Annotated in this window: 21 protein-coding genes and 6 pseudogenes; 11 read left to right on the top strand and 16 right to left on the bottom strand. The window is 55.3% G+C overall.

Translation table 11 applies throughout. From position 1 onward, the window contains the following. Nucleotides 1-118 precede the first annotated feature (118 nt). From LGL98_RS12205 to fabF, 4 genes and pseudogenes are all read left to right on the top strand, one after another. The gene (locus tag LGL98_RS12205; RefSeq protein WP_136034389.1) at nt 119-676 is read left to right on the top strand and encodes a winged helix-turn-helix transcriptional regulator; all 558 of its coding nucleotides are present in this window, start codon (nt 119-121) and stop codon (nt 674-676) included. Next, nucleotides 660-1,700 (top strand): HlyD family secretion protein, encoded by a 1,041-nt coding sequence (locus LGL98_RS12200; protein ID WP_136034506.1) that lies wholly within the window; start codon nt 660-662, stop codon nt 1,698-1,700. The genes LGL98_RS12205 and LGL98_RS12200 overlap by 17 nt, the downstream gene beginning before the upstream one ends. After that, nucleotides 1,697-3,259 (top strand): DHA2 family efflux MFS transporter permease subunit, encoded by a 1,563-nt coding sequence (locus LGL98_RS12195; protein WP_136034391.1) that lies wholly within the window; start codon nt 1,697-1,699, stop codon nt 3,257-3,259. The genes LGL98_RS12200 and LGL98_RS12195 overlap by 4 nt, the downstream gene beginning before the upstream one ends. A 19-nt stretch (nt 3,260-3,278) precedes the next feature. Next, nucleotides 3,279-4,553: pseudogene (gene fabF / locus LGL98_RS12190) on the top strand (beta-ketoacyl-ACP synthase II). Here fabF and LGL98_RS12185 read toward each other — a convergent pair. Continuing rightward, nucleotides 4,519-4,725: pseudogene (locus LGL98_RS12185) on the bottom strand (DMT family transporter); the annotation flags it as partial. The pseudogenes fabF and LGL98_RS12185 sit on opposite strands and share 35 nt — an antisense overlap. 177 nt (nt 4,726-4,902) lie before the next feature. Between LGL98_RS12185 and LGL98_RS12180 the strand changes: the two are divergent. Beyond that, on the top strand, nt 4,903-5,259 hold the full coding sequence (locus LGL98_RS12180) for an ASCH domain-containing protein (RefSeq protein ID WP_168435411.1): 357 nt from the start codon (nt 4,903-4,905) through the stop codon (nt 5,257-5,259). 189 nt (nt 5,260-5,448) lie between these two features. Here LGL98_RS12180 and LGL98_RS12175 read toward each other — a convergent pair whose 3' ends face one another. After that, complete coding sequence (locus tag LGL98_RS12175; RefSeq protein WP_136034396.1) at nt 5,449-5,928, bottom strand: hypothetical protein; 480 nt, start codon at nt 5,926-5,928, stop codon at nt 5,449-5,451. Nucleotides 5,929-6,231: 303 nt separating this feature from the next. Further along, the gene (locus tag LGL98_RS12170) at nt 6,232-7,005 is read right to left on the bottom strand and encodes an AraC family transcriptional regulator (RefSeq protein WP_136034398.1); all 774 of its coding nucleotides are present in this window, start codon (nt 7,003-7,005) and stop codon (nt 6,232-6,234) included. 119 nt (nt 7,006-7,124) lie between these two features. On the opposite strand from LGL98_RS12170, the gene LGL98_RS12165 reads away from it, so the two are divergent. Then, entirely contained in the window at nt 7,125-7,865 is a 741-nt protein-coding gene (locus LGL98_RS12165) for a type 1 glutamine amidotransferase (protein ID WP_136034400.1), read from the top strand. A gap of 117 nt (nt 7,866-7,982) precedes the next feature. Here the strand turns inward: LGL98_RS12165 and LGL98_RS12160 are convergent, their stop codons facing one another. The 4 genes and pseudogenes from LGL98_RS12160 to LGL98_RS12150 form a co-directional block, all read right to left on the bottom strand. After that, a complete protein-coding gene (locus LGL98_RS12160) occupies nt 7,983-8,636 on the bottom strand; it encodes a LysE family translocator (protein WP_136034402.1) in 654 nt (217 codons plus the stop codon). A 165-nt stretch (nt 8,637-8,801) separates the two neighbouring features. Then, complete coding sequence (locus tag LGL98_RS26225) at nt 8,802-8,999, bottom strand: hypothetical protein (RefSeq protein ID WP_244609891.1); 198 nt, start codon at nt 8,997-8,999, stop codon at nt 8,802-8,804. 15 nt (nt 9,000-9,014) lie between these two features. Then, a pseudogene (locus LGL98_RS12155) lies at nt 9,015-9,539 on the bottom strand (SDR family NAD(P)-dependent oxidoreductase); the annotation flags it as partial. Nucleotides 9,540-9,807: 268 nt separating this feature from the next. After that, nucleotides 9,808-10,458, bottom strand: a complete 651-nt coding sequence (locus LGL98_RS12150) for a GntR family transcriptional regulator (RefSeq protein ID WP_136034406.1) — start codon at nt 10,456-10,458, stop codon at nt 9,808-9,810. Between the two features lie 84 nt (nt 10,459-10,542). Here LGL98_RS12150 and LGL98_RS12145 point away from each other — a divergent pair, with 84 nt between their 5' ends. Both LGL98_RS12145 and LGL98_RS12140 read left to right on the top strand, forming a co-directional pair. Continuing rightward, complete coding sequence (locus LGL98_RS12145; protein ID WP_136034408.1) at nt 10,543-11,745, top strand: MFS transporter; 1,203 nt, start codon at nt 10,543-10,545, stop codon at nt 11,743-11,745. A gap of 40 nt (nt 11,746-11,785) precedes the next feature. Next, nucleotides 11,786-12,392 (top strand): annotated as a pseudogene (locus tag LGL98_RS12140) (cysteine hydrolase family protein). Nucleotides 12,393-12,437: 45 nt separating this feature from the next. On the opposite strand, the pseudogene LGL98_RS12135 reads toward LGL98_RS12140, so the two are convergent. The 4 genes and pseudogenes from LGL98_RS12135 to LGL98_RS12120 form a co-directional block, all read right to left on the bottom strand. Then, nucleotides 12,438-12,542: pseudogene (locus LGL98_RS12135) on the bottom strand (LysE family translocator); the annotation flags it as partial. 110 nt (nt 12,543-12,652) lie between these two features. Further along, a complete protein-coding gene (locus LGL98_RS12130) occupies nt 12,653-13,273 on the bottom strand; it encodes a histidine phosphatase family protein (RefSeq protein ID WP_136034411.1) in 621 nt (206 codons plus the stop codon). 219 nt (nt 13,274-13,492) lie between these two features. After that, nucleotides 13,493-13,717: a hypothetical protein gene (locus LGL98_RS12125; protein ID WP_080897823.1), complete on the bottom strand. Its 225-nt coding sequence runs from the start codon at nt 13,715-13,717 to the stop codon at nt 13,493-13,495. 192 nt (nt 13,718-13,909) lie between these two features. Continuing rightward, on the bottom strand, nt 13,910-14,677 hold the full coding sequence (locus LGL98_RS12120; protein WP_136034413.1) for an AraC family transcriptional regulator: 768 nt from the start codon (nt 14,675-14,677) through the stop codon (nt 13,910-13,912). A 109-nt stretch (nt 14,678-14,786) separates the two neighbouring features. Here LGL98_RS12120 and LGL98_RS12115 point away from each other — a divergent pair, with 109 nt between their 5' ends. Then, a complete protein-coding gene (locus tag LGL98_RS12115) occupies nt 14,787-15,578 on the top strand; it encodes a sulfite exporter TauE/SafE family protein (protein ID WP_136034415.1) in 792 nt (263 codons plus the stop codon). Nucleotides 15,579-15,655: 77 nt separating this feature from the next. Here LGL98_RS12115 and puuE read toward each other — a convergent pair whose 3' ends face one another. The 3 genes and pseudogenes from puuE to LGL98_RS12100 form a co-directional block, all read right to left on the bottom strand. Continuing rightward, nucleotides 15,656-16,588 (bottom strand): allantoinase PuuE, encoded by a 933-nt coding sequence (puuE, locus tag LGL98_RS12110; RefSeq protein ID WP_136034417.1) that lies wholly within the window; start codon nt 16,586-16,588, stop codon nt 15,656-15,658. Continuing rightward, a pseudogene (gene hpxA, locus LGL98_RS12105) lies at nt 16,473-17,344 on the bottom strand (allantoin racemase). The gene puuE and the pseudogene hpxA overlap by 116 nt, the downstream one beginning before the upstream one ends. After that, nucleotides 17,344-18,060, bottom strand: coding sequence for a GntR family transcriptional regulator (locus LGL98_RS12100; protein WP_136034421.1), 717 nt, complete (start codon nt 18,058-18,060; stop codon nt 17,344-17,346). Before LGL98_RS12100 ends, hpxA begins: the two are co-directional and overlap by 1 nt. 144 nt (nt 18,061-18,204) lie before the next feature. Here LGL98_RS12100 and LGL98_RS12095 point away from each other — a divergent pair, with 144 nt between their 5' ends. Further along, the gene (locus LGL98_RS12095) at nt 18,205-19,701 is read left to right on the top strand and encodes an NCS1 family nucleobase:cation symporter-1 (RefSeq protein WP_136034423.1); all 1,497 of its coding nucleotides are present in this window, start codon (nt 18,205-18,207) and stop codon (nt 19,699-19,701) included. Between the two features lie 100 nt (nt 19,702-19,801). After that, on the top strand, nt 19,802-21,112 hold the full coding sequence (guaD, locus tag LGL98_RS12090; RefSeq protein ID WP_136034425.1) for a guanine deaminase: 1,311 nt from the start codon (nt 19,802-19,804) through the stop codon (nt 21,110-21,112). A gap of 60 nt (nt 21,113-21,172) precedes the next feature. Here the strand turns inward: guaD and LGL98_RS12085 are convergent, their stop codons facing one another. Further along, entirely contained in the window at nt 21,173-22,114 is a 942-nt protein-coding gene (locus tag LGL98_RS12085) for a hypothetical protein (RefSeq protein WP_136034427.1), read from the bottom strand. A gap of 122 nt (nt 22,115-22,236) precedes the next feature. Beyond that, nucleotides 22,237-23,493, bottom strand: a complete 1,257-nt coding sequence (locus LGL98_RS12080; RefSeq protein WP_136034429.1) for a sensor domain-containing diguanylate cyclase — start codon at nt 23,491-23,493, stop codon at nt 22,237-22,239. Nucleotides 23,494-23,845: the final 352 nt, after the last annotated feature.

The following is a 23,845-nucleotide window of genomic DNA, read 5'->3' as shown; positions in this document are numbered from 1 at the left end:
AGAAACGGCGTATCGAAACGGGAGCGGCTTCTTGCCTGAGTACCATAAAGAGTAACTTGCATTTTGATAGTGACTATGTCAATTTGCTGACAAGAGCCATCTGATTACTGGACAGCCCATGAAAAATGAACCGCTTTGCCACGCTCCCTGCCCCATCGCCCGCAGCCTTGGCCGCATAGGTGACAGCTGGAGCATCATGATCCTGCGCGACGCCTTCGCGGGCTTTACCCGCTTTGACGAGTTCCAGAAAAGCAGCAACGTCGCGCCCAATATTCTGTCACGTCGCCTGAAGGAACTGGTCGATGACGGACTGCTGGAGAAGGTTTGCTATAGCAGCACCCCGCCGCGCTACGAATACCACCTCACGCCGCGCGGCCGCGATTTCCGCATGGTGCTGCTGGCGCTGGCGGAATGGGGTAATCGCCACTTCGCCCCCGAAGGCCGTCAGATGCAGCTGGTGGAAATGGCAACCCAGCGCCACGTGGAGCCAGTCATGGTGGATAAAGCGACCGGGGAAGAGATTATCCCGGGTAAATACGCCATGGTGCCGGGCCCCGCCGCCTCACCGCTAATGAAATATCGTCATCAATATCTGCTGCGCAAACGCGAAGGCGATAACGGGCAAAAATTCCAGCCGGAACCTTACAGAGATGCCAGCAATGAATCCGACCAGTAAGAAAAGCCTCTTCACCCTGGCGGCCCTCGCCGCCGCCCTGGCGGCAGCGAGCTACGGCGCTTACTGGTGGCATACCGGGCGCTTTATGCAGACCACCGATGATGCGTATGTTGGCGGCGACATTAGCGCCATTTCCAGCAAAGTCTCCGGCTATATCCAGCAGCTGGCGGTGCAGGACAATATGGCGGTGAAAAAAGGCGACCTGTTGATCCGCATTGACGACCGCGATTATCGCGCCGCCCTCGCTAAAGCGGCCGGAGAAGTGGCGGCGCAACAGGCCGCGCTGGCCGATATCCAGGCTACCCGCCAGCTACAGCAGGCGACCATTGCCGGCTCTACGGCCTCGTTGCTGGCCGCCACGGCGGCCACCGAAAAACTGGCTAACGACAACCGACGCTATAGCGCCCTGGCCGCGTCGAGCGCGATTTCCGCACAGATCCGCGATAACGCCGCCGCTGATTACCGTCGGGCACACGCCGAGCAGGAGAAAGCCAAAGCGGATAAAACCGTGGCCGAACGTCAGCTGGCGGTGCTGGATGCCCGCCAGCAACAAACCCTGGCCGCCCTGGCGCAGGCGCAGGCTAACCTCGAGATGGCCAGGCTGAACCTCAGCTATACCGACATTCGCGCGCCGTTTGATGGGGTGATTGGCAACCGCCGCGCGTGGTCCGGCTCCTTCGTCAGCAGCGGTACGCAGCTGCTCTCCCTGGTGCCCGCGCACGGCCTGTGGATTGACGCCAACTTCAAGGAAAACCAGCTGGCGCATATGCGTGCCGGCCAGCCGGTGACCATCGTCGCCGATGTGCTGCCGAACCATACCTTTAAGGGCCATGTCGCCAGCCTGGCGCCGGCGACCGGCTCACGCTTCAGCATTCTGCCGGCGGAGAACGCGACGGGTAATTTCACTAAAATCGTGCAGCGCGTGCCGGTCCGCATCGCGCTGGAAGGTGACGGGGCAAAGCTTGACGTCCTGCGCCCGGGACTGTCGGTGATCGTCACCGTCAATGAAAAGAGCCAGCGATGAGCACCGCTCAGGCGCTGTCCCCCCCGCAGGGTCTGTCGATGCCGACGGCGAAGAAGATCCTCGCGTTCGCCAGCATGTGCGTGGGGATGTTTATCGCCCTTATCGATATCCAGATCGTCTCCGCCTCGCTGCGGGATATTGGCGGCGGCCTGTCGGCGGGCGACGATGAAACCGTCTGGGTACAAACCAGCTACCTGATCGCCGAGATCATTATTATTCCGCTTTCCGGCTGGCTGGCCCGGGTCATGTCGACCCGCTGGCTGTTCGCCGCTTCCGCGGCGGGCTTCACGCTGATGAGCCTGTTGTGCGGCTGGGCGTGGAACATCCAGAGTATGATCGCCTTTCGCGCCCTGCAGGGACTGGCGGGCGGGTCGATGATCCCCCTGGTGTTCACCACCGCTTTCGCCTTTTTCCAGGGCAAACAGCGGGTTATTGCCGCGGCGACGATCGGCGGCCTGGCCTCCCTCGCCCCTACGCTGGGTCCAACAGTGGGCGGCTGGATCACCGAAAACTACAACTGGCACTGGCTGTTCTTTATCAACGTTATTCCGGGGATTTACATCGCGGTGGCAGTGCCGCTGCTGGTGAAAGTCGATAGCGCCGACCCTTCGCTGCTGCGCGGCGCCGACTATCTGAGTATTCTGCTGCTGGCCTTGTCCCTCGGCTGCCTGGAATATACCCTCGAAGAAGGTCCGCGCTGGGGCTGGTTTGATGACGCGACCCTGACGACCACCGCCTGGGTCGCCCTGCTCTGCGGCGTGGCCTTTGTTATCCGCACCCTGCGCCATCCGCAGCCGGTGATGGATCTCCGGGCCCTGCAAGATCGCACCTTCAGCCTCGGCTGCTATTTCTCGTTTATGGCCGGTGTCGGCATTTTCGCCACTATCTATTTGACCCCGCTGTATCTCGGCAGCGTGCGCGGTTTCAGCGCGCTGGAAATTGGCCTGGCGGTATTTTCCACCGGCCTGTTCCAGGTGATGTCGATTCCCTTTTATTCGTGGCTCGCCAACCGCGTCGATCTGCGCTGGCTGCTGATGGCCGGGCTGATCGGCTTCGCAGTGTCGATGTACAGCTTTGTTCCAATAACCCACGAATGGGGGGCGGATCAGCTGCTGCTCCCACAGGCGTTTCGCGGACTGGCGCAGCAGTTTGCCGTCGCGCCAACGGTGACCCTGACGCTGGGCAGCCTGCCACCCGCGCGCCTGAAGCTGGCCTCCGGGCTGTTTAATCTCATGCGCAACCTCGGGGGCGCCATCGGCATCGCCCTGTGCGGCACGGTGCTTAACGACAGAACCAATCTGCACTACAGCCGCCTGGCAGACCATCTGAATAACGCCAACCTGGCAATGAGCGATTTTGTTCAGCGCAGCGCAGCAAACTTCACCGTGCTGGGGATCTCGCCGGATGTCGCGCAGACGGCGGCGCTGAAAAATCTTTCCGCGCTGGCGCTACGGGAGGCGCGAACCCAGGCATTTTCCGATGCTTTCTACCTCATCATGATAGGTTTTTTACTTGCCGCGCTGCTGGTTCCCTTGATGAAAAAGCCACCAGCACACTGATACTACAGGAGAGTTAACTATGGGCGTTTCCGTTAAACGCATTGTCGTCACCGGGATGGGGATTGTCAGCCCGCTGGGCTGCGGCGTACCGCACGTCTGGTAGTCGCTGCTGGCAGGAAAGTCAGGGATCACCCGGCTCAGCGAGCAGCTGGTCGCGGATATTCCCTGCAAAGTGGCCGGCCAGGTGCCGTCCATTGACAGCGATCCGCTGCACGGCTTCGACCCGCTGGCGACGATCCCGGCGAAAGAGCGCAAAAAGATGGATCGCTTTATCGAGTTTGCGCTGGTCGCCGCGCGCGAAGCACTGACCCAGGCCGGTTGGGCGCCGGCATCCGCGGCCGAACAGGAACGTACCGCCACGGTGATCGCCACCGGGATCGGTGGCTTCAGCGAGATCGCCAATGCGGTACATACCACCGATGAGCGCGGGCCACGTCGCCTCTCGCCGTTCACCATTCCCTCTTTTCTGGCCAACCTGGCCGCCGGGCATGTGTCTATCGCCCACGGTTTCCGGGGCCCCATCGGCGCACCGGTCACCGCCTGCGCAGCAGGCGCCCAGGCCATCGGCGATGCAGCGCGGATGATCCGCAGCGGCGAGGCGGATATAGCCCTCTGCGGCGGCGCGGAAGCGGCAATTCATCGCGTTAGCCTGGCCGGGTTTGCCGCGGCAAGGGCACTGTCCAGCGCCTACAGCGACCAGCCGGAAGCCGCTTCCCGTCCCTTTGACCGCGACCGCGATGGATTTGTGATGGGAGAAGGCGCCGGGCTTATCGTGATCGAGTCGCTGGAGCACGCGCTGGCGCGCGGCGCCACGCCGCTGGCCGAGCTGGTCGGCTACGGCACCAGCGCAGATGCTTATCACCTGACCGCGGGCCCGGAAGACGGGAACGGCGCACGTCGGGCCATGGAGACCGCAATTCGCCAGGCCGGGGTGACCGTCGACGAGATTGACCATATCAATGCCCACGCCACTTCAACGCAAGTCGGTGATAAAGGTGAACTGGCGGCGATTAAAACGCTATTTGGCTCACATCCGGTCGCCATTACCTCGACGAAATCCGCCACCGGCCATCTGCTAGGCGCAGCCGGCGGGATCGAGGCCATCTTCACCATTCAGGCGCTACGTGACCAGGTAGTGCCGCCGACGCTGAACCTGCACCACCCCGATGAAGAGGCGGCAGGCATGAACCTGGTGGCGCTGCAAGCCCGCCCACAGAAGATGCGCTATGCGCTGTCGAACGGTTTTGGCTTTGGCGGCGTTAACGCCAGCCTGCTGCTGAAACGTTGGCAATAATCGTTCGCACCCCCGCGGGCACTGGCCGGCGGGGGATTTCCACCGTTGCGGCTTTTACCCTGCTGCTGGAGTAAATCAAGTACAGCGCGATACCCAGGGAGACAATGGCGCCGATTCGGCTCATCGAGAATGGGATCGACGCATTGTTCAGCCAGCCGAAGTTATCGATCAAGGTCAGTTTTGAGCGAAGAACGGACCACGCTATCTAAAGAATGATATCGCCTATTATGTTGGGACCGCTCATGTTAAAAAAGGGATAGCTTTTCTTTTCATTGACGATAACGAAGGAATTTTCATGGTTGAGGTTGAGGAAATAAAAAAGAAGTATCCCGGCGCAGATGCCTGGCAAATGGGTGACAGTGCGGAACTGGCTAACGAGCTTGCTGACCTGATCAAAAAAGGGATCAAAACGGCCTCTTGTGGATCTTATGCCTCTTACCAGCAGGAAAAATCCGCCCCGAGAGTTGGGAGTTATAACATTATTCTTGATGGTCAGAATGTTCCAGTTTGCGTGATCAGACTGATTTCGATGCAGCTGGTTCGTTTTTGTGATGTCACTGAAGCGTTCGCCCGCAAAGAAGGTGAAGGCGATTTAAGCCTTCAATACTGGAAGAAAGAGCATCAGAGATTTTTCAGCTCTGAAGGTCATTTTTCTGAAGATATGGAGTTGATCGCAGAAGAATTTGAAGTGGTTGAGGTGCTGTAAGGCAAGGTCAACGGGCTGACGTTTTATCACTGGCCACTCATAACACTGTTCGCTTCTGGCGCGGAGCGGACAAGCTATCGAGCTAAAGGTCCGCATTGAGCGAAAAGCGGAAGTTTGCAATCGCTCTCATTGCTGATGACTCATTGCCGATGACAGTCGCATCCGTGGCAGGAAAGTAGGCATTGTCACTCAATCTATCCAAGGTACAGGTTCACCAATATAAGTGTGTGTGCAGCAACGGCAAGTCACCTTGACGTCATTTCTCGTAATTGAAGGGTTGACCTGTTGAAGAATTCCATTCTCATCAACAAACAGACCCGGGTAAAAACTGCTTTCGCCAATGCAGACTAAATCCCTTCGCTGATGCTCATGTAGCGCGACCAACCAGAATACCGGCTCGGTGGTATCAAGACGTCCACATACTTCGCTGAATATTTCATTCCACGGTTTGCCAATCTGTTTGATCAGAAAATAAAACAATGGCGTGTAGTCTCGCCCACGTTTCTGTCGGCCATGCATTGTCTCGCGCTTTGCCAGTAGCTCATCGCCGACTTTTTTGCGATTGCGTTCCCAGCGATACTCAGCACCTGGATTATTAGAAGAGTGACGCGTCGTCGTGTTGATGCTGCGATATAGTTTACTGGACTTATTCTGTTGATGAATACGCATAGCGCGATCTCGTGCATCCTTTCTTTTGTGGGTTAGTAGCCATTTTCGGACCTGGATTCAATAACGTGTGGTTGTATAAAAAGCAGCCATGCTTAAAGGCTGTCTCATTCTGCTCATATAATGTCAGCATAGTTGAACCGCCTTCCCATAACTATCACTAAATACTGGGGTAAATATCATTATCTTCCCCAGGGATTTTACGGAGATTCTGTTCCTTGCAGATGGCTCCCCTGCCATACCCTCTTTGTCGCGCAAAATATCCGATCAGCAGCGATGAGCAAAAAGCGGACATGGTTTCCCGGTTTAAGGCACAAAATCGCGTGGCGTTGACCCCAGAATGCAGCGAAAAGCAGCGGTAAAGGCCGCCGGGCATGAGAAACCAAGCTGGTAAGCGACCTGTTTGATTGGAACGCCGTTCGCGAGAAGATCCAACGAAGCGCAAATTCTGGCTCGCTGCTTCCATGTTCTAAAACTAAAGCCTGTATCCTTCATAAACAATCGGGAAAAGGTCCGTTCCGACATGGCCGACATAAAAGCCAGCTCGCTCAGCGATGCTTCCCAGCGCTGATTGACCAGTAGCGATCTGGCCGCGCTAAATAATCGCTCATCATTCGGCATGGGTAGCGCGATCGTTAAAGGTGGAGCCTCGCTGAGAATTTCCAGAAGCAACAAAGCTATCTTCCGTTGACTCGGTCTGGCGTAGTCCTCACTGAACAGCCCTGCGATAAGCTCTTTGACTAAGGGCGTAGCCGTGATCACATGCACCTGTTGACTCTTCGTAAAGCTCGTACATTCTGCGATAAGGCTACTGCTGAAATAGATCGCCCTGAGATCGGTTTGTGAAAGCAGATGATAACTATGGATATGCAAAGGCGGTAGCCATAATGCCCGCTGAGGAGGGATCACCCAACGGTCACTCTCTGTTTGCACCAGCATAACCCCTCTGGTGGCGAAGAGTAGCTGCCCCTCAACATGATGATGGGGAGGATCTACCTCACCACGTTGATAGCTTATCGCAGTACTGGACCAGCCTGTGGCTTCATCATGTCTTGGCGCTTTATCTATACTACCTGGCATTTCAGATTTAGCCCCTGCCATTATCATATCGAAACTGGAACCACCCGGAGTAGAGCCTTAGGCAATGGGTGCGTGACTTATCATCCTGATCATCAAAGATATTACAGGAGCTTAACCTCATGCGTGTACACTTTATCGTACATGAAAGTTTTGAAGCCCCGGGCGCATATGAAACCTGGGCAATAAACCAGGGTCATGATGTAACTTACTCACGCGTCTATGCTGGCGATCGGCTACCTGATGACGCCGTAGGCATCGATTTTCTTATCGTTATGGGCGGTCCGCAAGATCCGGACACCACGCTTGAAGAGTGCCCGCACTTTAATGCTAAAGCGGAACAGGCGCTGATTGCTTCCGCGGTTAAAACCGGTAAGGCGGTGATCGGTATCTGCCTGGGTTCACAGCTCATTGGTGAAGCGCTGGGAGCGCCGTTCTCTCATAGCCCGGAAAAAGAGATTGGTAAATTCCCGATCACATTGACCGAAGACGGCAGGAAGGATGAGATGTTCTCTCACTTTGGGAAAACACTGGAAGTGGGTCACTGGCATAACGATATGCCAGGTTTGACGCCAGAGGCCAAAATTATTGCTTACAGCGAAGGGTGTCCGCGGCAGATCGTTGCCTATTCAGACCGCGTCTTTGGTTTCCAGTGCCACATGGAGCTCACATTGGACGTTGTAGAACGGCTGATCGCTCATTCTGAGAAAGACTTCAGCCATGCAGCAGACTACCGTTTCGTTGACAGGCCTGAAGCGCTTCGGGCCCACGATTACAGCGAGATGAATCAGAAGCTCTTTACTTTCCTGGATAAGCTGGAGGCGCATTACAAAGTAGCACAAGCATATTGTCATGCTCGATGAACTTGCCAACGGGTTTAGATTTTAATGTCCGCTCCTGACGCAGAGCGGACGAATCAACTGTGGTTAAGAGCCAGGCTGAGCGAGAAGCGGATACCGGGTTTACCGGTTCGGTATAACTTAACGGGCAGTTTTCGATACTATGCCAGACCCGCTAAACAACATGCGGATACCGAGGCCTATCATGACAACGCCTGTGAATCGTTCCTGCCATTTGATAATACCTGGGTGTTTACCTAGCCAGTTTCCAAATGTTCCTGATGCCATCGCAACTGACCCCAGGGAAACGATTCCAGCCAGCTTTTGGATACTGCCCAGGACAAGTAATTGCAGCCAGACAGGACCGGCGGCAGGATCGACAAACTGAGGAAGAAAAGCAAACATGAACAGCAGGGATTTTGGGTTAGTCAGGCTGTTCAGGGCACCTTCCTTAACGGCATTCCAGTCAGAAATTTTTGCCGTTTTCCGCAGCCGCGTATCTGTGCCTGAAGTCGCAATCATTTTTATACCCAACCACATCAGATAAGCCGCACCGACCCACCTAAGCAGATCCAGCGCCACCGGCCACGCATGAACAATGGTCACCAGCCCCAGGACAAGAAAAGAAACTTGCACAAAACCAGCTACAAATACATTACCCAGTACCGTAAGCAAGGCAATACGTCTTCCCTGCCCCACTCCTCTGGCAATGGTCAGCAACATGTCTGGCCCCGGAGAAATCTCCAGAAGCGTCAGGGCGAGAAGGAAAGTCATAAACGTTTCGATGGGAGGCATTCAGGTAGCGTCCGAAAACATATTTCCGCTACATTACCTCAGTTCGATTGGAGTCGATAGCGGAATGTACTGCAACATCCGCTCCTGCTGGTTCAGGGGGCTGAAGGTATGCAGTGAGCGAGGAGCGGACGTCGGCTACACTGTTAAAGGTCGCCAGATTCAGCTTCAGGCTCCCAGTTTCTCGCGCGTTGGGCCTTCAAAGTAGATGCTCTTGATATGGCAACTACGCGGTTGGGTCAGCACAAAGCGAATTGTTTCCCAGACTGAACGCCCATTCATCAGCCGTTCCCCCATTTTGGTCTGGCTATCGGCAAAAGAGTCTAACCCTGTCAGCTCGAAATCCGGTGGATACAAACCGGTCACACGTATATTTTCTTCGGACAACTGGTGCGAGAGTTTAGTTGTAAACCCGCTAAGCCCGTGTTTACTGGCAAAAAAAGCGGGGTGCGCAATTGAATCTGTAAAATTAGGAATCCCACATGAAGATATAATTGAGACGATATCAGCACTTTCTGAACGTCTTAACCCAGGTAGCAATGCCTGAGTCAGCAGAATAGAACCTGTCAGTCCTGAACTGATGGTATTGATAATTTCTGTGTCTGATTGATCGTCTAACGTTCCTGAAAGCCACTGAGCAGCATTGAGGATTAAAATGTCTATGGGCTTGTCTAAAGTTAACAACTGTGAAGAAAACTGAGAAAGGGATTCAGGTAGGGTTAAATCACAGAGATGCCCTTTCGCCATTCCGCCTTCAGCCGTGATGATACTGCAGGTTTTTTGAATATCATCAGCGCGCCTCGCGCAAAAATCCACCTCGACGCCTTCTCGCGCTAACCATACGCTCAGCGCCTGACCAAATCCCGTGCCACCACCGGTAATTACAGCTCTTTTACCTCTCAGCATCTTCATCCATCCTTTATTAATGAATAGGGGGGAATGTAGATATATATGAGGAAGCAGATTGACATCTTTCAGTTAGTGCCATTTTTTGACGGTAGGGATAAGTTGTACTGCTATATTTCCATCGCGCTCCTGTGGGCAAGCAACATCCGCTCCTGGCACTAGTCTGCCGTAAAGGGCAGCGAGGAGCGGACGAGCTAACGAAGGTGAAGATCCGCGGTGAGCGAAAAGCGGATTTTTGTCGTTCTGTCATCAAAACTGGCGACTTATATCAGGATACCGCAATACCCCTCGCCCTCAGGCTACGTCTGCTTGAATTGATTGCCTCAAGAAGGCGGAGGCGGCTTTCGCACAGATGAATGGCGAGTAATTCTGCTGCCTTATCAGTATCCCGCGACCGAAGCGCAGCAATTATTTCTCGATGATCATCCCACGCGGGATTTGACGGTGCTTTGTCGAGCCATCGTGCCCGTGAAAGCCGGCGCAGGGCATCGCTTACCCCCTGGAAAATAAACGCATTCTGACAAAGACCGGCCAACTGGAGATGAAATTGTGTCCCAACATCGTCCATCACATCTTCTGACGCATCCACGGTATTCGTTTTCAGCAGGTTTTCCAGAACGTTAAGTTGTTCTTCTGTCATCTGGCTGGCAGAAAGTTTTAATGCCGCCACTTCCAGTACTTCCCGGTAAATACACAGCTGTTCAACTTCACTGACATCGATCGGTGCCACTAACCAGCGTAGCCCATCACGACAGACCAGCCCTTCTGACTCCAGCTTTTGTAATGCGGCACGCACAGGCGTACGTGACGCGTTAAACGTTGCTTCGGCCCAGCGCTCCGTTAACCGTTCTCCCGGCCCCAGCTCCATGTTAAGTATCAGTTTTCTTAATTGGTTTTCAACTTCTGATGCCTGGCTCATAACGACAATGTTCTCCCGCAAATTGACAGTAAGATGCGTAATCGATATGGTATCCCAATTTGGTATACCAAGAAAGAGTGTTCTATGACCCAATTCTATAACAGCTTCTGGCGGCGAAACCTGATTGTTTGCTTCATTGGCTCGTTCTCAACCGTCTTTGCAATGACCCTGATGCTGCCCTTTCTGCCTTTGTATGTCGAAGAACTGGGTGTTAGCGGGCATACAGCGGTCGTTCAATGGTCTGGCGTGGCATTCAGCGCAACGTTTATCACTGCCGGTTTGATCGCCCCAGTCTGGGGAAAACTCGGTGACAGATATGGACGCAAATCGATGCTCGTGAGAGCCAGCCTTGGCATGGCGGTTACTGTTTCGCTTATGGGGCTGGTGACAAATATATGGCAGCTGGTCGGACTCAGGTTGTTAGTTGGCCTGGCGGGAGGATACTCATCCGGCGCGACAATTCTTATCGCAGTTCAGGCTCCCAGAGAGCGTGCAGCCTGGGCGCTGGGGATTGTTTCATCGGGTGTAATGGCTGGCAATCTTGTCGGTCCACTTGCCGGAGGATGGCTCCCTGGTTTGATCGGTATTCGAACCACGTTTTTCTGTGCAGGCGTACTGATATTTCTGTCATTTCTCATGACCCTTACTCTCATTCGCGAAGAAGTGCAAAAGCCTGCGGATACAGTGGCAAAAGCAGGAGTGAGCTGGTCGCAGTTGCCTGCCCGTACTGTAATTATCTGCATGCTTTGCACCGGTCTGCTACTGATGCTGGCCAATATGTCGATAGAGCCCATTATCACAGTCTATGTGCGCACTCTCGTCAGCGAGGCTTCTCAGATAACGAAAGTGGCGGGATATGTGATGGCAGCAGCGGCGCTGGGCAGCATTATTTCCGCCTCATGGCTTGGAAAACTGGCGGACAGGATAGGACATTTACGCATTATCACGCTGGCGCTGACTACGGCCGGTTTACTGCTGATCCCTCAGGCATTTGTCACTTCCGGGTGGCAACTGATTGCCCTGCGTTTCCTTATGGGACTGGCGCTCGGCGGCTTATTGCCTTGTATTGCAGCAGTGATACGTCATCGTGTACCAGAAGGGATGGTGGGCAGCATTCTTGGCTATTCCGTCGCAGCGCAGTTCGCTGGCCAGTTCATCGGGCCACTGATGGGCGGCTTTGTCGGAGGGCATATCGGTATGCGAGCCGTCTTCCTGGCAACCAGCGGCATCCTGCTAGCCGGCGCTGCCTGGAACTTTAAAATACATCGCCAGTCAGCAACACGCTGACTGACTTCATTACTTTTCATCTGCAAATTTGGGAAATTTTATGCCAAATCAACTCAGTAACATCAGTAAAAACAGCGCGCTGTTGGTTATGGATTTTCAGACGATCATCCTGAACAATTTCCTCCCGCACGAAAGCGCTGGAAACGTTATCCGCAATACCGCATCGCTGATTGCCGCTGCGCGCACGGCAGGCGTACCGGTCATTTATGTCAGCGTCGGATTCCGCAAGGAGTATCCAGAGGTCAGCAAGAACAACACTATCTTCGCTTCGATTAAGGAGAATGGAATTTTTATGGCTGATAACGAGAGCACGGCAATTCATCCTGATGTTGCTCCGGCAGAAAATGAAGTCGTCATCGTCAAACGCAGAGTTGGAGCTTTCTCGTTTACTGAACTTGAGATGATCCTTCGTGCTCAAGGCATCGAAAACCTGATCCTTACGGGTGTGACTACCAGTGGTGTGGTGCTTTCCACAGTCGGGCAAGCTTTTGATCTGGATTACCGCCTTATCGTTGTGAATGATTGTTGCGCAGACCCAGACCCTGACACCAATATATTTTTACTTGAAAAAGTGCTACCTCAACATGCTTTTGTTACCAGTTCCTCTGAAATATCAAAAGCCTGGGCATAAAACTATGAATTTCTGACGTCAAAAAACGGGAGGATATAACCGGGGATCCCCAGTCATCTGAACGTCCGCTCCTGGTGGCGATAGTCAGCATCATGTCTGGCCCAGGAGAAATCTCCAGAAGCGTCAGTGCGAGAAGGAAAGTCATAAACGTTTCGATGGAAGGCATCCTGGTAGAGCCCGAAAACATATTTCCGCTACGTTACCTCCGTTCGATGCGGGCAAGAAGCGGACGTTGTACTTCAATCATCATCGATTTGAATGACAGCAAGGTAACGGCTAATCCAGGTGGCGTAAATGTGTCGCGATCCCCCAGCTTAGAACGGTACAGCTTCCATTAATCAGCTCGAAAACGGCGTAACTCGCATTGGGTTGTGCATAGCGTTGAAAATCATCCACAGATCCACTTTTTAACGTCGCAAGCACGCCCTGAATGACCTGCCCATGAGACACAATACATATTGTTCGATGATGATGTTTTTTTTCCAGACTGGATAAAAAATGTATCATTCGCTGCGAAGCATCTGAGAGAGACTCACCCCCTGGCGGACAATACTCTGCATCCAGGGTGAATAATGCTTCTGCGGCGTCCGGATTATTTTGCAGCAGCGCTACGGTTGTCATGCCTTCAAACTGACCAAAAGCCTGTTCTTTCAGAGCCGGTTCAGCTATCAGTGAACAATAAAAACGCTCAGCCAGGCGCTGTCCCATTTGCCAGGCCCGGCCAAGTGGAGACGCGTAAACACATTCTACCCGGTAATCACTCTCTGCAAACGCTGCCAATAAAGCTGATGTTTGACGCTCCCCACGAAGCGTCAATGCGCTATCACTGTGTCCCTGAATAATACCTTTTACATTCCATTCTGTTTCCGCGTGTCGAACCAGTATCACTTGCATCATTGCAGGGTCACATAAGCCGTTATTTGAAATGTTATCATCTAAAAACCCCCCTTTGATATGCAGGCAAGTTCTCAGCTCTCGACGAAAAACAGGAACAAGTGTAGCTGATAATGGTTATGTTCAGCTTCAGAAGTGACGCAGTTATCGACGTTAACGTCTGCTCTGGCACAGAGCGAACGCTTCCCCTTGTCGACGCGAAAAGCAACTCTGCCCAAGCCTCTATCTCAGTAATACCTGTATCAGTTGCACGACGATATACACTGCCGCTACCACCTGTATGACCCGGAACCCCCATCTCAGATAGCGCCATTGATAACGTTCTCTGGCATCAGCTGCTTCAATAGCGGGCTCGGAACGTTTTCTTTTCCTGGTCCTGAATGTATCGAATCCCCACAGGACGAGAAGAAAGATGATGATAATTTTTTCAACGATAAGATGGTTCACAAAGAGAGACTCCAGTCTTCTCACGGTTACAGGCAGAATAGATAAACCGCCTTGAGGTAGCCACCACTAAATGTAGGGGGACCTGAAAACGCAAGCCAGGCATTCCAGGATTGTCTGTCTTATGACTGCGTTAACGCAAAGCAACGCCATAAAAACGACATTCATTTCCGGTAGGTCCCCTTCTCCGAGGCATCAGGCTGGATGATAAAACGACGGCGGCTGCCCGGTCACGCGACGAAACATGGTGGCGAAAGAGGACGCATTGTCGTATCCAAGAGATAAAGCCACGTCATTCACCGGTTTGCCGGCTATCAACCATGCCAGGGCGCGCACCACGCAGGCTCGCTGACGCCAGGCGGAAAATGACAGGCCCAGCTGCTTCAGGAAATGACGGCGAAAAGTACTAGGACTCATAAACAGCGCCCTGGCCCAACGCGCCGCAGGATCATGGATAGACGGGTTAAGCAAAAAAGCCTGACAAAGCGCCAGCAGTGCCGGATGCTGCGGCAACGGAATGTCAAATTCGCGGACCGGCATAGCGGCCAGCTCCAGCAACATCAACTGGATCAGCATACGATCGCGTGGACTGTCGTACAACGGTGGCAAATCCACAGCGTCAAGCAGTAACTGGCGCAACAGCGGCGAAACGCTGATCACTTCGCAACGACGATGTTTAATTAAAGCGGCGACACAATCTGGCTCAATATACAAGCTGCGCGTGGTCACCCCCGCAAATCTGACAGCGTGCACGGTTTCAGGGGGGATCCAGACAGCGTGTTGCGGAGGAACCACCCATTCTCCGTCCTGCGTAGTGACATACATTAATCCGGTCGCGCCATACAGCAGCTGTGCGCGACGATGCCGGTGCGGTGGCAGGATAAATCCCTGCGCATAGTCATTACCTAACGCCACCACTTCACGATCGAGTCGATCGACCTCGTCAATTTTTACGTTGCGCACACCTGCCTCCCTCTGACCGATTTACAAAGGTAATCGAGCGCTGCGCAAATGGGAAGCCGTACGCGACCGGTATAAGCTGCTCGCTCATTTTCAGGTCGGGGATACTCTCTTGAATGATATCGTTATTATTGCGCTGGCAGGCTTTACTACCGGCATTACCACGGTGCTGTTCGGCTTCGGGGGCGGCTTTGTGGTGGTGCCCTTTGTTTATCAACTGATACTCCGGCAGCCGGCGATCGCGGGCAACGCCATGCATATCGCGGTGGCCACCTCAACGGCGGTGATGATATTTAACGCCGGCTGGGTCAGCTATCGCAACTGGCGGGCGGGCAAGCTTGCCGCACAGACACTGTTTCCGTTGTTATGGTTTATTGCCATTGGGGCGGTGGTGGGCTCCTGTCTGGCGGGGATATTGAGCGAGAATATCGTTCGCGCGCTGTTTATTTTCTATATGCTGGCAACCATCAGCGATTGTTTGTTGCGTAAGGGTTTTTTCACCGGCAGCGCTCGACGTCGGCTGTCCCTGCCTGTGGTCACCGGCGGCGGTGTGATTATCGGTACGATCGCCGCATTGTTAGGCGTGGGCGGCAGCGTCATGACGGTGCCCCTGCTACGGCGGCATGGCTATGCGATGCAGGAGTGCGTTAGCGCATCCAACCCGCTTTCTTTACCCGTGGCGCTATGTGGCGCTGTGACCTATGCCGTCATTGGCTGGCACAGCATTCCGTTGAGTGGGTTTCTGGGGTTTATCAGCCTGAAAATTTTAGGCCTGCTTGTCCTGACCGGCTGGGCCGGGATAGTGTTTAGCCGCCGGGCTATCCCTGCGGTACCTGATGTATGGTATGCGCGCATCTATGTGCTGCTGCTGTGCCTGGTGCTCCTCGCCATGCTCATCCCGTAATCACAATACATCATGGTGAACTGGTGCAAGAGACGCGACCGGGCGGAGCCCTCTCCCTGGGGAAAGGGCCAGGTAAGCTACCCGCGATACGGATGAACATCGCGCCAGTGGTCGGCGATCTGCTGCCGGGTGCAGACCCACACCTTGTCGTGCTGCTGGATATAGTCAAGAAAACGCTGCAGCGCGCGGAAACGCCCCGGGCGCCCCAGCAGCCGGCAGTGCATCCCCACGGACATCATCTTCGGCGCGGTTTCTCCCTCGGCGTACAGCACGTCAAAGCTGTCTTTCAGATAGGTATAAAACTGTTCCGCGGTATTGAACCCTTGAGCAGTGGCAAAGCGCATGTCGTTGGCGTCAAGAGTATAAGGCACGATCAGGTGCGGTCGCTGGCTGCCGTCGCTGCAGGTTACTTCGCTCCAGAAAGGTAAATCATCACCGTAATAATCACTGTCGTAGTCAAAGCCGCCGTGCTCCACCACCAGCTGGCGGGTGTTGGGGCTGTCGCGACCGGTATACCAGCCGGTGGGTGGCTTGCCGAACAGGTCGGTCAGCACCTGCACCGCTTTGTGCAGATGCTCGCGCTCCTCGGCGATATCCATGTGCTGATAGTGGATCCAGCGCCAGCCGTGGCTGACCACATCGTAATCCGCGGCTTTGATCGCCGCCACAATCTCCGGATGCCGCGCCAGCGCCATCGCCACGCCGAAAACGGTCAGCGGCAGCCCGCGCTGGCTGAACTCGCGATGGATGCGCCAGAAACCTGCCCGGCTGCCGTACTCATAGAGTGAATCCATCGACATATGGCGTGCCGGGTAGCTGGCGGCGCCGATAATATCGGACAGGAACTGTTCCGAACCCTCATCGCCATGCAGGACGTGATTCTCCGCGCCTTCCTCATAGTTGAGGACGAACTGCACCGCGATCCTCGCCCCACCCGGCCAGCGCGCGTGCGGCGGCTGCCCTGCATAACCTCGCAGATCGCGAGGATAGTGTTCCTGGTTCTCTCCCATCTCCTGCCCCTTTTAAAATGGATTTAACGACTGAAACTGTCCGCTTAACGCTTTTTTCTCCGGGAACGCTAAGTCCCCATGCTTGCTGGTCGCCAGGCCCAGCGCGACCAGCGACTCCACTATCTTCACCGCCGCGCTGACGCCATCGATCACCGGCACCTGCAGCTCACGGGTCAGCTCCTGCGCCAGGGTCGCCATCCCGCCGCAGCCAAGGACAATCGCCCCGCTGCCATCCTCTTTCAGCGCGCGAATGCAGCGCTCACGCACTTTCTCCTGCGCCAGACCGCTGCCATCTTCCAGCGCCAGCACCGGCAAATCTATGGCGTGCAGCGCCGCGCAGTGTTGATGAAATCCGTACTGGTGCAGCAAATGACGGGCGATGATCAGCGTGCGCGGCAGCGTGGTCACAATGGAGAAACGGGTGGCGACCATCGTTGCCATATGCATCGCCGCCTCCGCAATGCCGATCACCGGCCCCTGGGCCAGTTCCCGCGCCGCCAGCAGCCCCGGGTCGCCGAAGCAGGCGATCACATGCCCATCCACCCCCTGCTCGCGTCCGGCCCTAATCTGTTCCAGCACGCCGACCGCCGCGATGGCTTCATCAAAGTGGCCCTCAATAGACGGCACCCCGGCGCGGGGACAGACCGCAAGGATCTCGGTGCCCGGCGCGGCGACCGCACGCGCGGCGGCGCCTATCGTTTCTGTCATCGCCAGGCTGGTGTTGGGGTTAATCACTTGTATACAAACGGAAGACATCACGACTCCTTGTGGCTGGCGAACAGCCGGGAAAAATCGGGCAGACTGACGCCATCGCGCTCGAAGCACAGGCTGGCGACAATATGATCAAAATGGTGCATCAGCGCCTCGCTGAGCGGCTGCAGGGCTTTATCGCGCAGCAAACCGACCAGCTGCTGGTGATCGTCGCAGCGGCAGCCCTGACGCCAGGGGGCCCCCCAGGCGGCAATCACTAACGAAGATCGCTGGCTGAGGCGGGTCACCATCTCGGTGAGCACCGGGTTGCCGGAGATAGCCTGCAGCTGAATATGAAAGTCAGCGGAGTGGCGGATCGCCGCCGGGCCGTCGTGCGCCTCATGGGCCTGCTGTTCACGCTGAATAATATTCTCCAGCGCCGCCAGATGCGGCGGCTGACAGCGCGCGATCACATCCGGCAGATTGGCGACCTCAAGCAGCGCCCGGGTGCGAAAGATCGCCTGGGACTCTTCCACACTCGGGCTGGTAACGTGTGCACCACGTTTGGGCGTCAACGTGACCAGTTGCACAGCGGCGAGTCGTTGCAGCACCTTTCTGATGCCGGTGCGGCTCACGGCGAAGACCTCCGCCAGTGCCTCTTCCGGCAGTTTGCTGCCCGGCGGTAGCTGATGTTCGACGATAGCCGTCATCAGCGCCTGGTAAATGCTTTCGTCCTTGTCCTGCAGCGCTGGCGCGGCCTGGAGACGATGTTCATTATTCATTAACCCACTCCGGTTTCACTTATCGATAGCAGATCGTATACATAATTTTTATTTTTTGTATACAAGATTCATCATTCTGGCCTGGATCCTGCAATAGCCTCAGCAATCCATATCAAAGGGTTTTCATTCAGAGGAGCAGGTTTCATGCCACATTCATCCCACACGCAGCAGAAGAAGACTCACGAGGCAGCCGCCGGCTACAGTCCGCGGCTATGTAATGACGATCTGGCACCGACCCGCGACCAGAACTGGAGCTGGTACAATATCTTTTCATTCTGGATGTCGGACGTGCACAGCATGGGCGGCTATGTTGTGGCGGCGAGCTTCTTTACGCTTGGACTGGCCAGCTGGCAGGTTCTGCTCTGCCTGCTGGTCGGCATCTGTATTGTGCAGCTGTGCGCTAACCTGGTGGCGAAGCCGAGCCAGATGGCCGGGGTGCCATACGCCGTTATCTGCCGTCAGGCGTTTGGCGTCTTCGGCGCCAATATCCCGGCGGTGATCCGCGGGCTGATCGCGTTCGCCTGGTACGGTATTCAGACCTATCTGGCGGCGAATGCCCTGATGCTGGTTCTGCTCAAGTTCTGGCCCTCCCTTGCCTCGCTGACCAGCAGCAACTTTCTCGGACTGTCGACGCTCGGCTGGCTGTGCTTCGCCACCATGTGGCTGCTGCAGGCGATGGTGTTCTGGCATGGCATGAACGCCATCAAACGCTTTATCGATATCGCCGGTCCGGCGGTTTATGTGGTGATGCTGGCACTGGCCGGCTGGATTGTATACAAGACCGGTCTGGATGGGATCTCCTTTACCCTCGCCAGCAAATCCCTGAGCGCTGGAGAGCAGACCTGGCAGATGATCACCGCCACGGCGCTGGTGGTCTCCTACTTCTCCGGGCCGCTGCTTAACTTCGGTGATTTTTCCCGCTACGGCAAAAGCATGGGCGAGATCCGCCGCGGTAACCGCTGGGGTCTGCCGTTTAACTTCCTGCTGTTCTCGGTGGTGACCGTGGTGATTGTCTCCGGCACCCAGTCGCTGTTCGGCAAAATGATCACTGACCCGATCGAAACCGTCAGCCGCGTGGGTAACGATCTGGCGGTGGCCATTGGCCTGCTGACCATGATTACCGCTACCATCGGCATTAATATCGTGGCTAACTTCGTCTCTCCGGCCTTCGATTTTTCCAACTGCGCGCCGCAGAAAATCAGCTTCCGTACCGGCGGGATGATTGCCGCGGTGGGCTCGATACTCCTGACGCCGTGGAACCTGTTTAACTCGCCGGAGCTGATCCACTATACCCTCGACGTACTGGGCGCCTTTATTGGCCCGTTGTTTGGCATCCTGATCGCCGACTTCTACCTGATCAAACGCGGCCGGGTGTCGGTGGACGATCTGTTTGACGATACGCCAAAGGGTAAATACTGGTACCGTAACGGCTTTAACCCTAAAGCCATTGCCGCCCTGCTGCCGTCGGTGGGCCTGGGGCTGATCATCAGCTTTATTCCGTCCCTGCATGAAGTGGCGAACTTTAGCTGGTTTATCGGGGTATTCCTTGGCGCGACGACCTACCGCTGGCTGGCTCGCGATGAGCGCGAAGTACAGGCGACCGCAGCCTTTCATTCCGGCGCGGTAGCGCAAAAAGAGTAACCCTCCCCACCTGCCGCGGCGTCTGGCCGCGGCAGTCTGCAAACTGGCACCAATCTTGCTGTTTATCACTATTCCCAGGCGTTAAGAGAAGGCAGGTTCGATGATGGATTACCAGACCGCGGTGCGCGGTGCATTTTTTGATATTGCCGGCGTAGCAGAGACCCCGGATGAGGTGGCCGCTCAGGCCCGTTATCTCGATGATGGCCTGTTGTTCTTGCGGGACGGGAAAATTATCGCGCTGCTGCCATGGCAGGAGGGCGAAGCCTTTCTGCATCCGCTGAAGGGCTATGTTGACCAACGAGGCAAGCTGCTGCTGCCGGGCTTTGTCGATGCTCACGTTCATTATCCGCAGACCGAGATGATCGGCGCCTTTGGCGAACAACTGCTGGAGTGGCTCACCACCTACACCTTCCCGGTGGAGAGCCAGTTTGCCGATGCGGATTACGCGCAGGAGATCGCGCAGTTTTTTGTTAACCAGTTGATTAGCCATGGCACCACCACCGCGCTGGTGTTTTGTACCCTGCATCCGGCCTCGGTGGAGGCGCTGTTCAGCGAGGCGCTGCGCCTGAATATGCGGCTGATCGCCGGGAAAGTAATGATGGATCGCCATGTGCCGGATTATCTGTGCGAAACCGCCGGGGAGAGCTACGAGCAGACCCGGGAGTTAATCCGCCGCTGGCATCAGCGCGGGAGGCTGGGCTATGCTATCACCCCGCGCTTTGCCCCCACCTCAACCCCGGCGTTGCTGGAGGCCGTGCAGCGTCTGCGCACTGAGTTTCCCGACACCTGGCTGCAGACACATCTCAGTGAAAACCGCGAGGAAATCGCCTGGGTTAAACAGCTGTGGCCTGAGCATGCGCACTATCTGGATGTCTATCATCACTATCAGCTCACCGGCGAACGCAGCGTATTTGCTCACGGGATCCATCTCGATGATGCCGAGTGGCAGTGCCTGCATGACACCGGGTCCGCCGTTGCCTTCTGTCCGACGTCGAATCTGTTCCTCGGCAGCGGACTGTTCCGCCTGCCCGCCTGCTGGCAGCACCAGGTACGGATGGGCATCGGCAGCGATGTTGGGGCTGGCACCACCTTCAGCATGCTGCGGACGCTGGGCGAGGCCTACAAGGTAGGTCAACTGCAAAGCTATCGCCTGCGCGCCAGCGAGGCCTTCTATCACGCCACCCTTGGTGGCGCACGCGCCCTGCGCCTGGAGGAGAACATTGGCAATTTTCAGCCGGGCAAAGAGGCGGATTTTGTGGTGATCGATCCGGCGGTCACCCCGTTGCAGCGCCTGCGCATGGGCCGCTGCCATGACATCTATGAGCAGCTGTTCGTGCTGATGACCCTGGGTGATGAACGCAATATCAGCGAGACGTGGGTGAACGGCGAGCGGGTGTGGTGTCAGGATTGACCCCCACCCCGGCCCTCTCCCAAAGGGAGAGGGAACCGTCCGGCAGCAGAATTTGAGTAATCAAAAACTCATTGCCAGGCCTACGCCATAGCCTGTGGTGTTATTGCCGAACATATAGCGCGCCACCAGCCGGGTGCGGGTGATAAAGACCGGGTATTTACTGCTGTCCAGCTCGAGGCCAATCCCCAGGGAGGTCAACCCGGTAAAGCCCAGCGCCCCTCGCTGGTCGCCGAGAAATTCGGTATGCGCCCCCTCCAGGACATAGCGCAGCGGGTTGCCCAGCAGCGTCCAGTCGGCTATGGGCGCGCGACGACGCAGATACAGGCCGAGATTCTCCGCGCTGGCCTCTCCCTGCACCACCTCAGCGCTACTGCCGAAACTTTGCAAATGCATATAGGAGTAACGCAGTTCGGCATCAATATCCTGGGTGGCGGAGAAACGTTCGTAATCCAGCATCAACGCCCCGCCGAGCCCCCAGGCGTTAAACCGTCCGCCGTCGAGGAATTGCAGATCGGCGTTGGTTTTTCGCTCAATCGCCCAGCTGCCGAGTCGCGCATCACTGGCCAGGGTGCCCAGCATCACATTGACAATCGGCCGCAGCACCAGATTACCGCCGAGGCTGTCCCGGTGCAGCGAAAAATCCCAACCGACGCCGCCGGTGGTGGTCAGACTGTTCCATTTGGTCGGCACATTCCGCGTCTGTTCGCCATTGCTGACCACAAAGCGCGGGTCGTAACGGCTGTAGCCCAGGGTGCCTTCGAGATAGAGTGGAAAAGCATCGCTCAGCGTTGCCCCGCCACCAAACTGGGTCATGGTCAGGTTATGTTTGTCATTGCTCCCCGAACCGATGTTGAGATCGCTGGCCGTTACGTCGGGGACGACGGTATAGCTCATCAGGGTCAACACAGCATCGGCACGCTGCTTGATGGCGTGACCGTTCGCCGCCAGCGTCGCTGGTGCGGAAAGCGAAAGTACCGACAGGAGAACGAGAAGACGCACCATAAGTCGTTTGCCACCTCAGCGACAGGCTAACACGATAACCACCCAAGTCAGCTGGCTGGTGTTCACCTAGTATAGTCGGTGGTCAGCCTGCGCGTCCGGCGGGAGAAACAGCATTGGGCTGGTCAGGCCGCGCCGCCTCGACTGTGCAGCAGCTCCACGCTTTCAAACGGCATACGCGTCACCCGATTACGCCCGTCATTTTTTGCCGCATACAGCGCTTTATCGACGCGGGAAAACAGTTGATCAACCGTTTCGCCGTCATGATGCTCAGCCACGCCGATACTGACAGTCACCGACAGCGTTTGATATTCGCTGACCGCCTGACGGATCCCCTCCGCCAGTATCAGCGCGCGGGCGATCGGTGAATGGGGTAAAAAGAGCAGAAACTCTTCTCCACCCCAGCGATAAATTTTATCTTCGCGGTCGACCGACGTTTCAAGAATACGAGAGAGCACCAGCAGGACTTCATCGCCTTTTTGATGACCATGAATATCATTAATATTCTTGAAATGATCGATATCGATTAACAGCAAACAGTAACCCCGGGCTATAAAGGTTGGCGCCTCAACCAGACGATAAAACTCCCGGCGATTAAGCAACCCCGTTAACGGATCGTGGGCGGCGGAAAATTCCAGCTCTTTTTTAAGATGCACTTCTTCGGTGATATCGTGAATAATGCATAGCATCAGACGAATATTATACAACACCACCGGTCCAGCATAGGTCTGGACATGACGCAGTGAGCCGTCAGCCAGAATATGAGTAAAATTAAGCGGCTTATGTCCGCCGGGCATATTGGCAATATTATTCATAATGGGAATAACGTCCCGGCCCAGGGTATTAATTTGCCAGGTATGTTTATTGCGCATTTCCTCATCGGAATAATGATAAAAACGCAGTGCCGCAATATTAGCATCAACAATCCGGCCATCTTTCTGCGGATCGATTAACAGCATCGGCGCGGTGTTGGTCATAAAAAAGCGGGCAAAAAAGCCATTATTGCGCCGCTGGTAGCGGCGAGAGCCAGTATGAATAGACTGATTTTGCGCAAGCAGCTTCACCGCCTCAAACAGCAACAAGCAACCACAGTCCTCGGTATCAATCAGGGTGGTTTTGCAATATACCGATTGCAATCCATTGGCGGTGGGTAGCGTCCAAACTTCAAATATCTCGGTCATGGTGTCAAGATAGCGAAGATAATGCTGTAGCTGTGTTTCCGGGCAGGTGGAATAGATACCGTTACGCATCTCAGTGAGCGACATCTCGCCGCTCAACGCCCGCGAAGCCTGATTGGCATAGACCACACTTTCGTTAAAAGGATGGACTACCCATATCGGAGTACTTAATACATCAAAAACAGCCAGCTCTTTGAATAACATACGGGCCCCAAACCGACCAATCCCCCGCCGGAACAACACCTTCCCTGTGCTCCCCCTGACGCTGGCATAAAGTGAAAACAAAAAGAAACCGAATAACTTTCATCACACACTTGCGCGGCAAGTATAGTCGGTTATACGCCCAGCGGAGGCCCGTGAGGGTGACTTTGCACGCGCTTTAACCACCCGGGTACGATAATCTCTTTAATATTAATTTTATTTCAACAGCATAGCTGCAATGCCAGAACTGGTAGTCGCTTTTGATCACAGATTGTGATCCCAACCTATTTCAGGCTGGCTGCGCCTGCGTTTTATCGCTGCCGCAGCGGCTATCGCTGTTGCATGCAGAATAATC

Origin of the sequence: Klebsiella africana (assembly GCF_020526085.1) — a bacterium.
GTDB lineage: Bacteria > Pseudomonadota > Gammaproteobacteria > Enterobacterales > Enterobacteriaceae > Klebsiella > Klebsiella africana.
The sequence above is the reverse complement of the archived record's forward strand: the minus strand, read 5'-3'. Positions and strand labels throughout refer to the sequence as shown.

What these genes read in the sequence shown, in the direction of transcription:
- LGL98_RS12205 (WP_136034389.1), top strand. Translation starts at nt 119, where the DNA reads ATGAAAAATGAACCGCTTTGCCACGCTCCCTGCCCCATCGCCCGCAGC.
- LGL98_RS12200 (WP_136034506.1), top strand. Translation starts at nt 660, where the DNA reads ATGAATCCGACCAGTAAGAAAAGCCTCTTCACCCTGGCGGCCCTCGCC.
- LGL98_RS12195 (WP_136034391.1), top strand. Translation starts at nt 1,697, where the DNA reads ATGAGCACCGCTCAGGCGCTGTCCCCCCCGCAGGGTCTGTCGATGCCG.
- LGL98_RS12180 (WP_168435411.1), top strand. Translation starts at nt 4,903, where the DNA reads ATGGGTGACAGTGCGGAACTGGCTAACGAGCTTGCTGACCTGATCAAA.
- LGL98_RS12175 (WP_136034396.1), bottom strand. Translation starts at nt 5,928, where the DNA reads ATGCGTATTCATCAACAGAATAAGTCCAGTAAACTATATCGCAGCATC.
- LGL98_RS12170 (WP_136034398.1), bottom strand. Translation starts at nt 7,005, where the DNA reads ATGCCAGGTAGTATAGATAAAGCGCCAAGACATGATGAAGCCACAGGC.
- LGL98_RS12165 (WP_136034400.1), top strand. Translation starts at nt 7,125, where the DNA reads ATGCGTGTACACTTTATCGTACATGAAAGTTTTGAAGCCCCGGGCGCA.
- LGL98_RS12160 (WP_136034402.1), bottom strand. Translation starts at nt 8,636, where the DNA reads ATGCCTCCCATCGAAACGTTTATGACTTTCCTTCTCGCCCTGACGCTT.
- LGL98_RS12150 (WP_136034406.1), bottom strand. Translation starts at nt 10,458, where the DNA reads ATGAGCCAGGCATCAGAAGTTGAAAACCAATTAAGAAAACTGATACTT.
- LGL98_RS12145 (WP_136034408.1), top strand. Translation starts at nt 10,543, where the DNA reads ATGACCCAATTCTATAACAGCTTCTGGCGGCGAAACCTGATTGTTTGC.
- LGL98_RS12130 (WP_136034411.1), bottom strand. Translation starts at nt 13,273, where the DNA reads ATGATGCAAGTGATACTGGTTCGACACGCGGAAACAGAATGGAATGTA.
- puuE (WP_136034417.1), bottom strand. Translation starts at nt 16,588, where the DNA reads ATGGGAGAGAACCAGGAACACTATCCTCGCGATCTGCGAGGTTATGCA.
- LGL98_RS12100 (WP_136034421.1), bottom strand. Translation starts at nt 18,060, where the DNA reads ATGAATAATGAACATCGTCTCCAGGCCGCGCCAGCGCTGCAGGACAAG.
- LGL98_RS12095 (WP_136034423.1), top strand. Translation starts at nt 18,205, where the DNA reads ATGCCACATTCATCCCACACGCAGCAGAAGAAGACTCACGAGGCAGCC.
- guaD (WP_136034425.1), top strand. Translation starts at nt 19,802, where the DNA reads ATGATGGATTACCAGACCGCGGTGCGCGGTGCATTTTTTGATATTGCC.
- LGL98_RS12085 (WP_136034427.1), bottom strand. Translation starts at nt 22,114, where the DNA reads ATGGTGCGTCTTCTCGTTCTCCTGTCGGTACTTTCGCTTTCCGCACCA.
- LGL98_RS12080 (WP_136034429.1), bottom strand. Translation starts at nt 23,493, where the DNA reads ATGTTATTCAAAGAGCTGGCTGTTTTTGATGTATTAAGTACTCCGATA.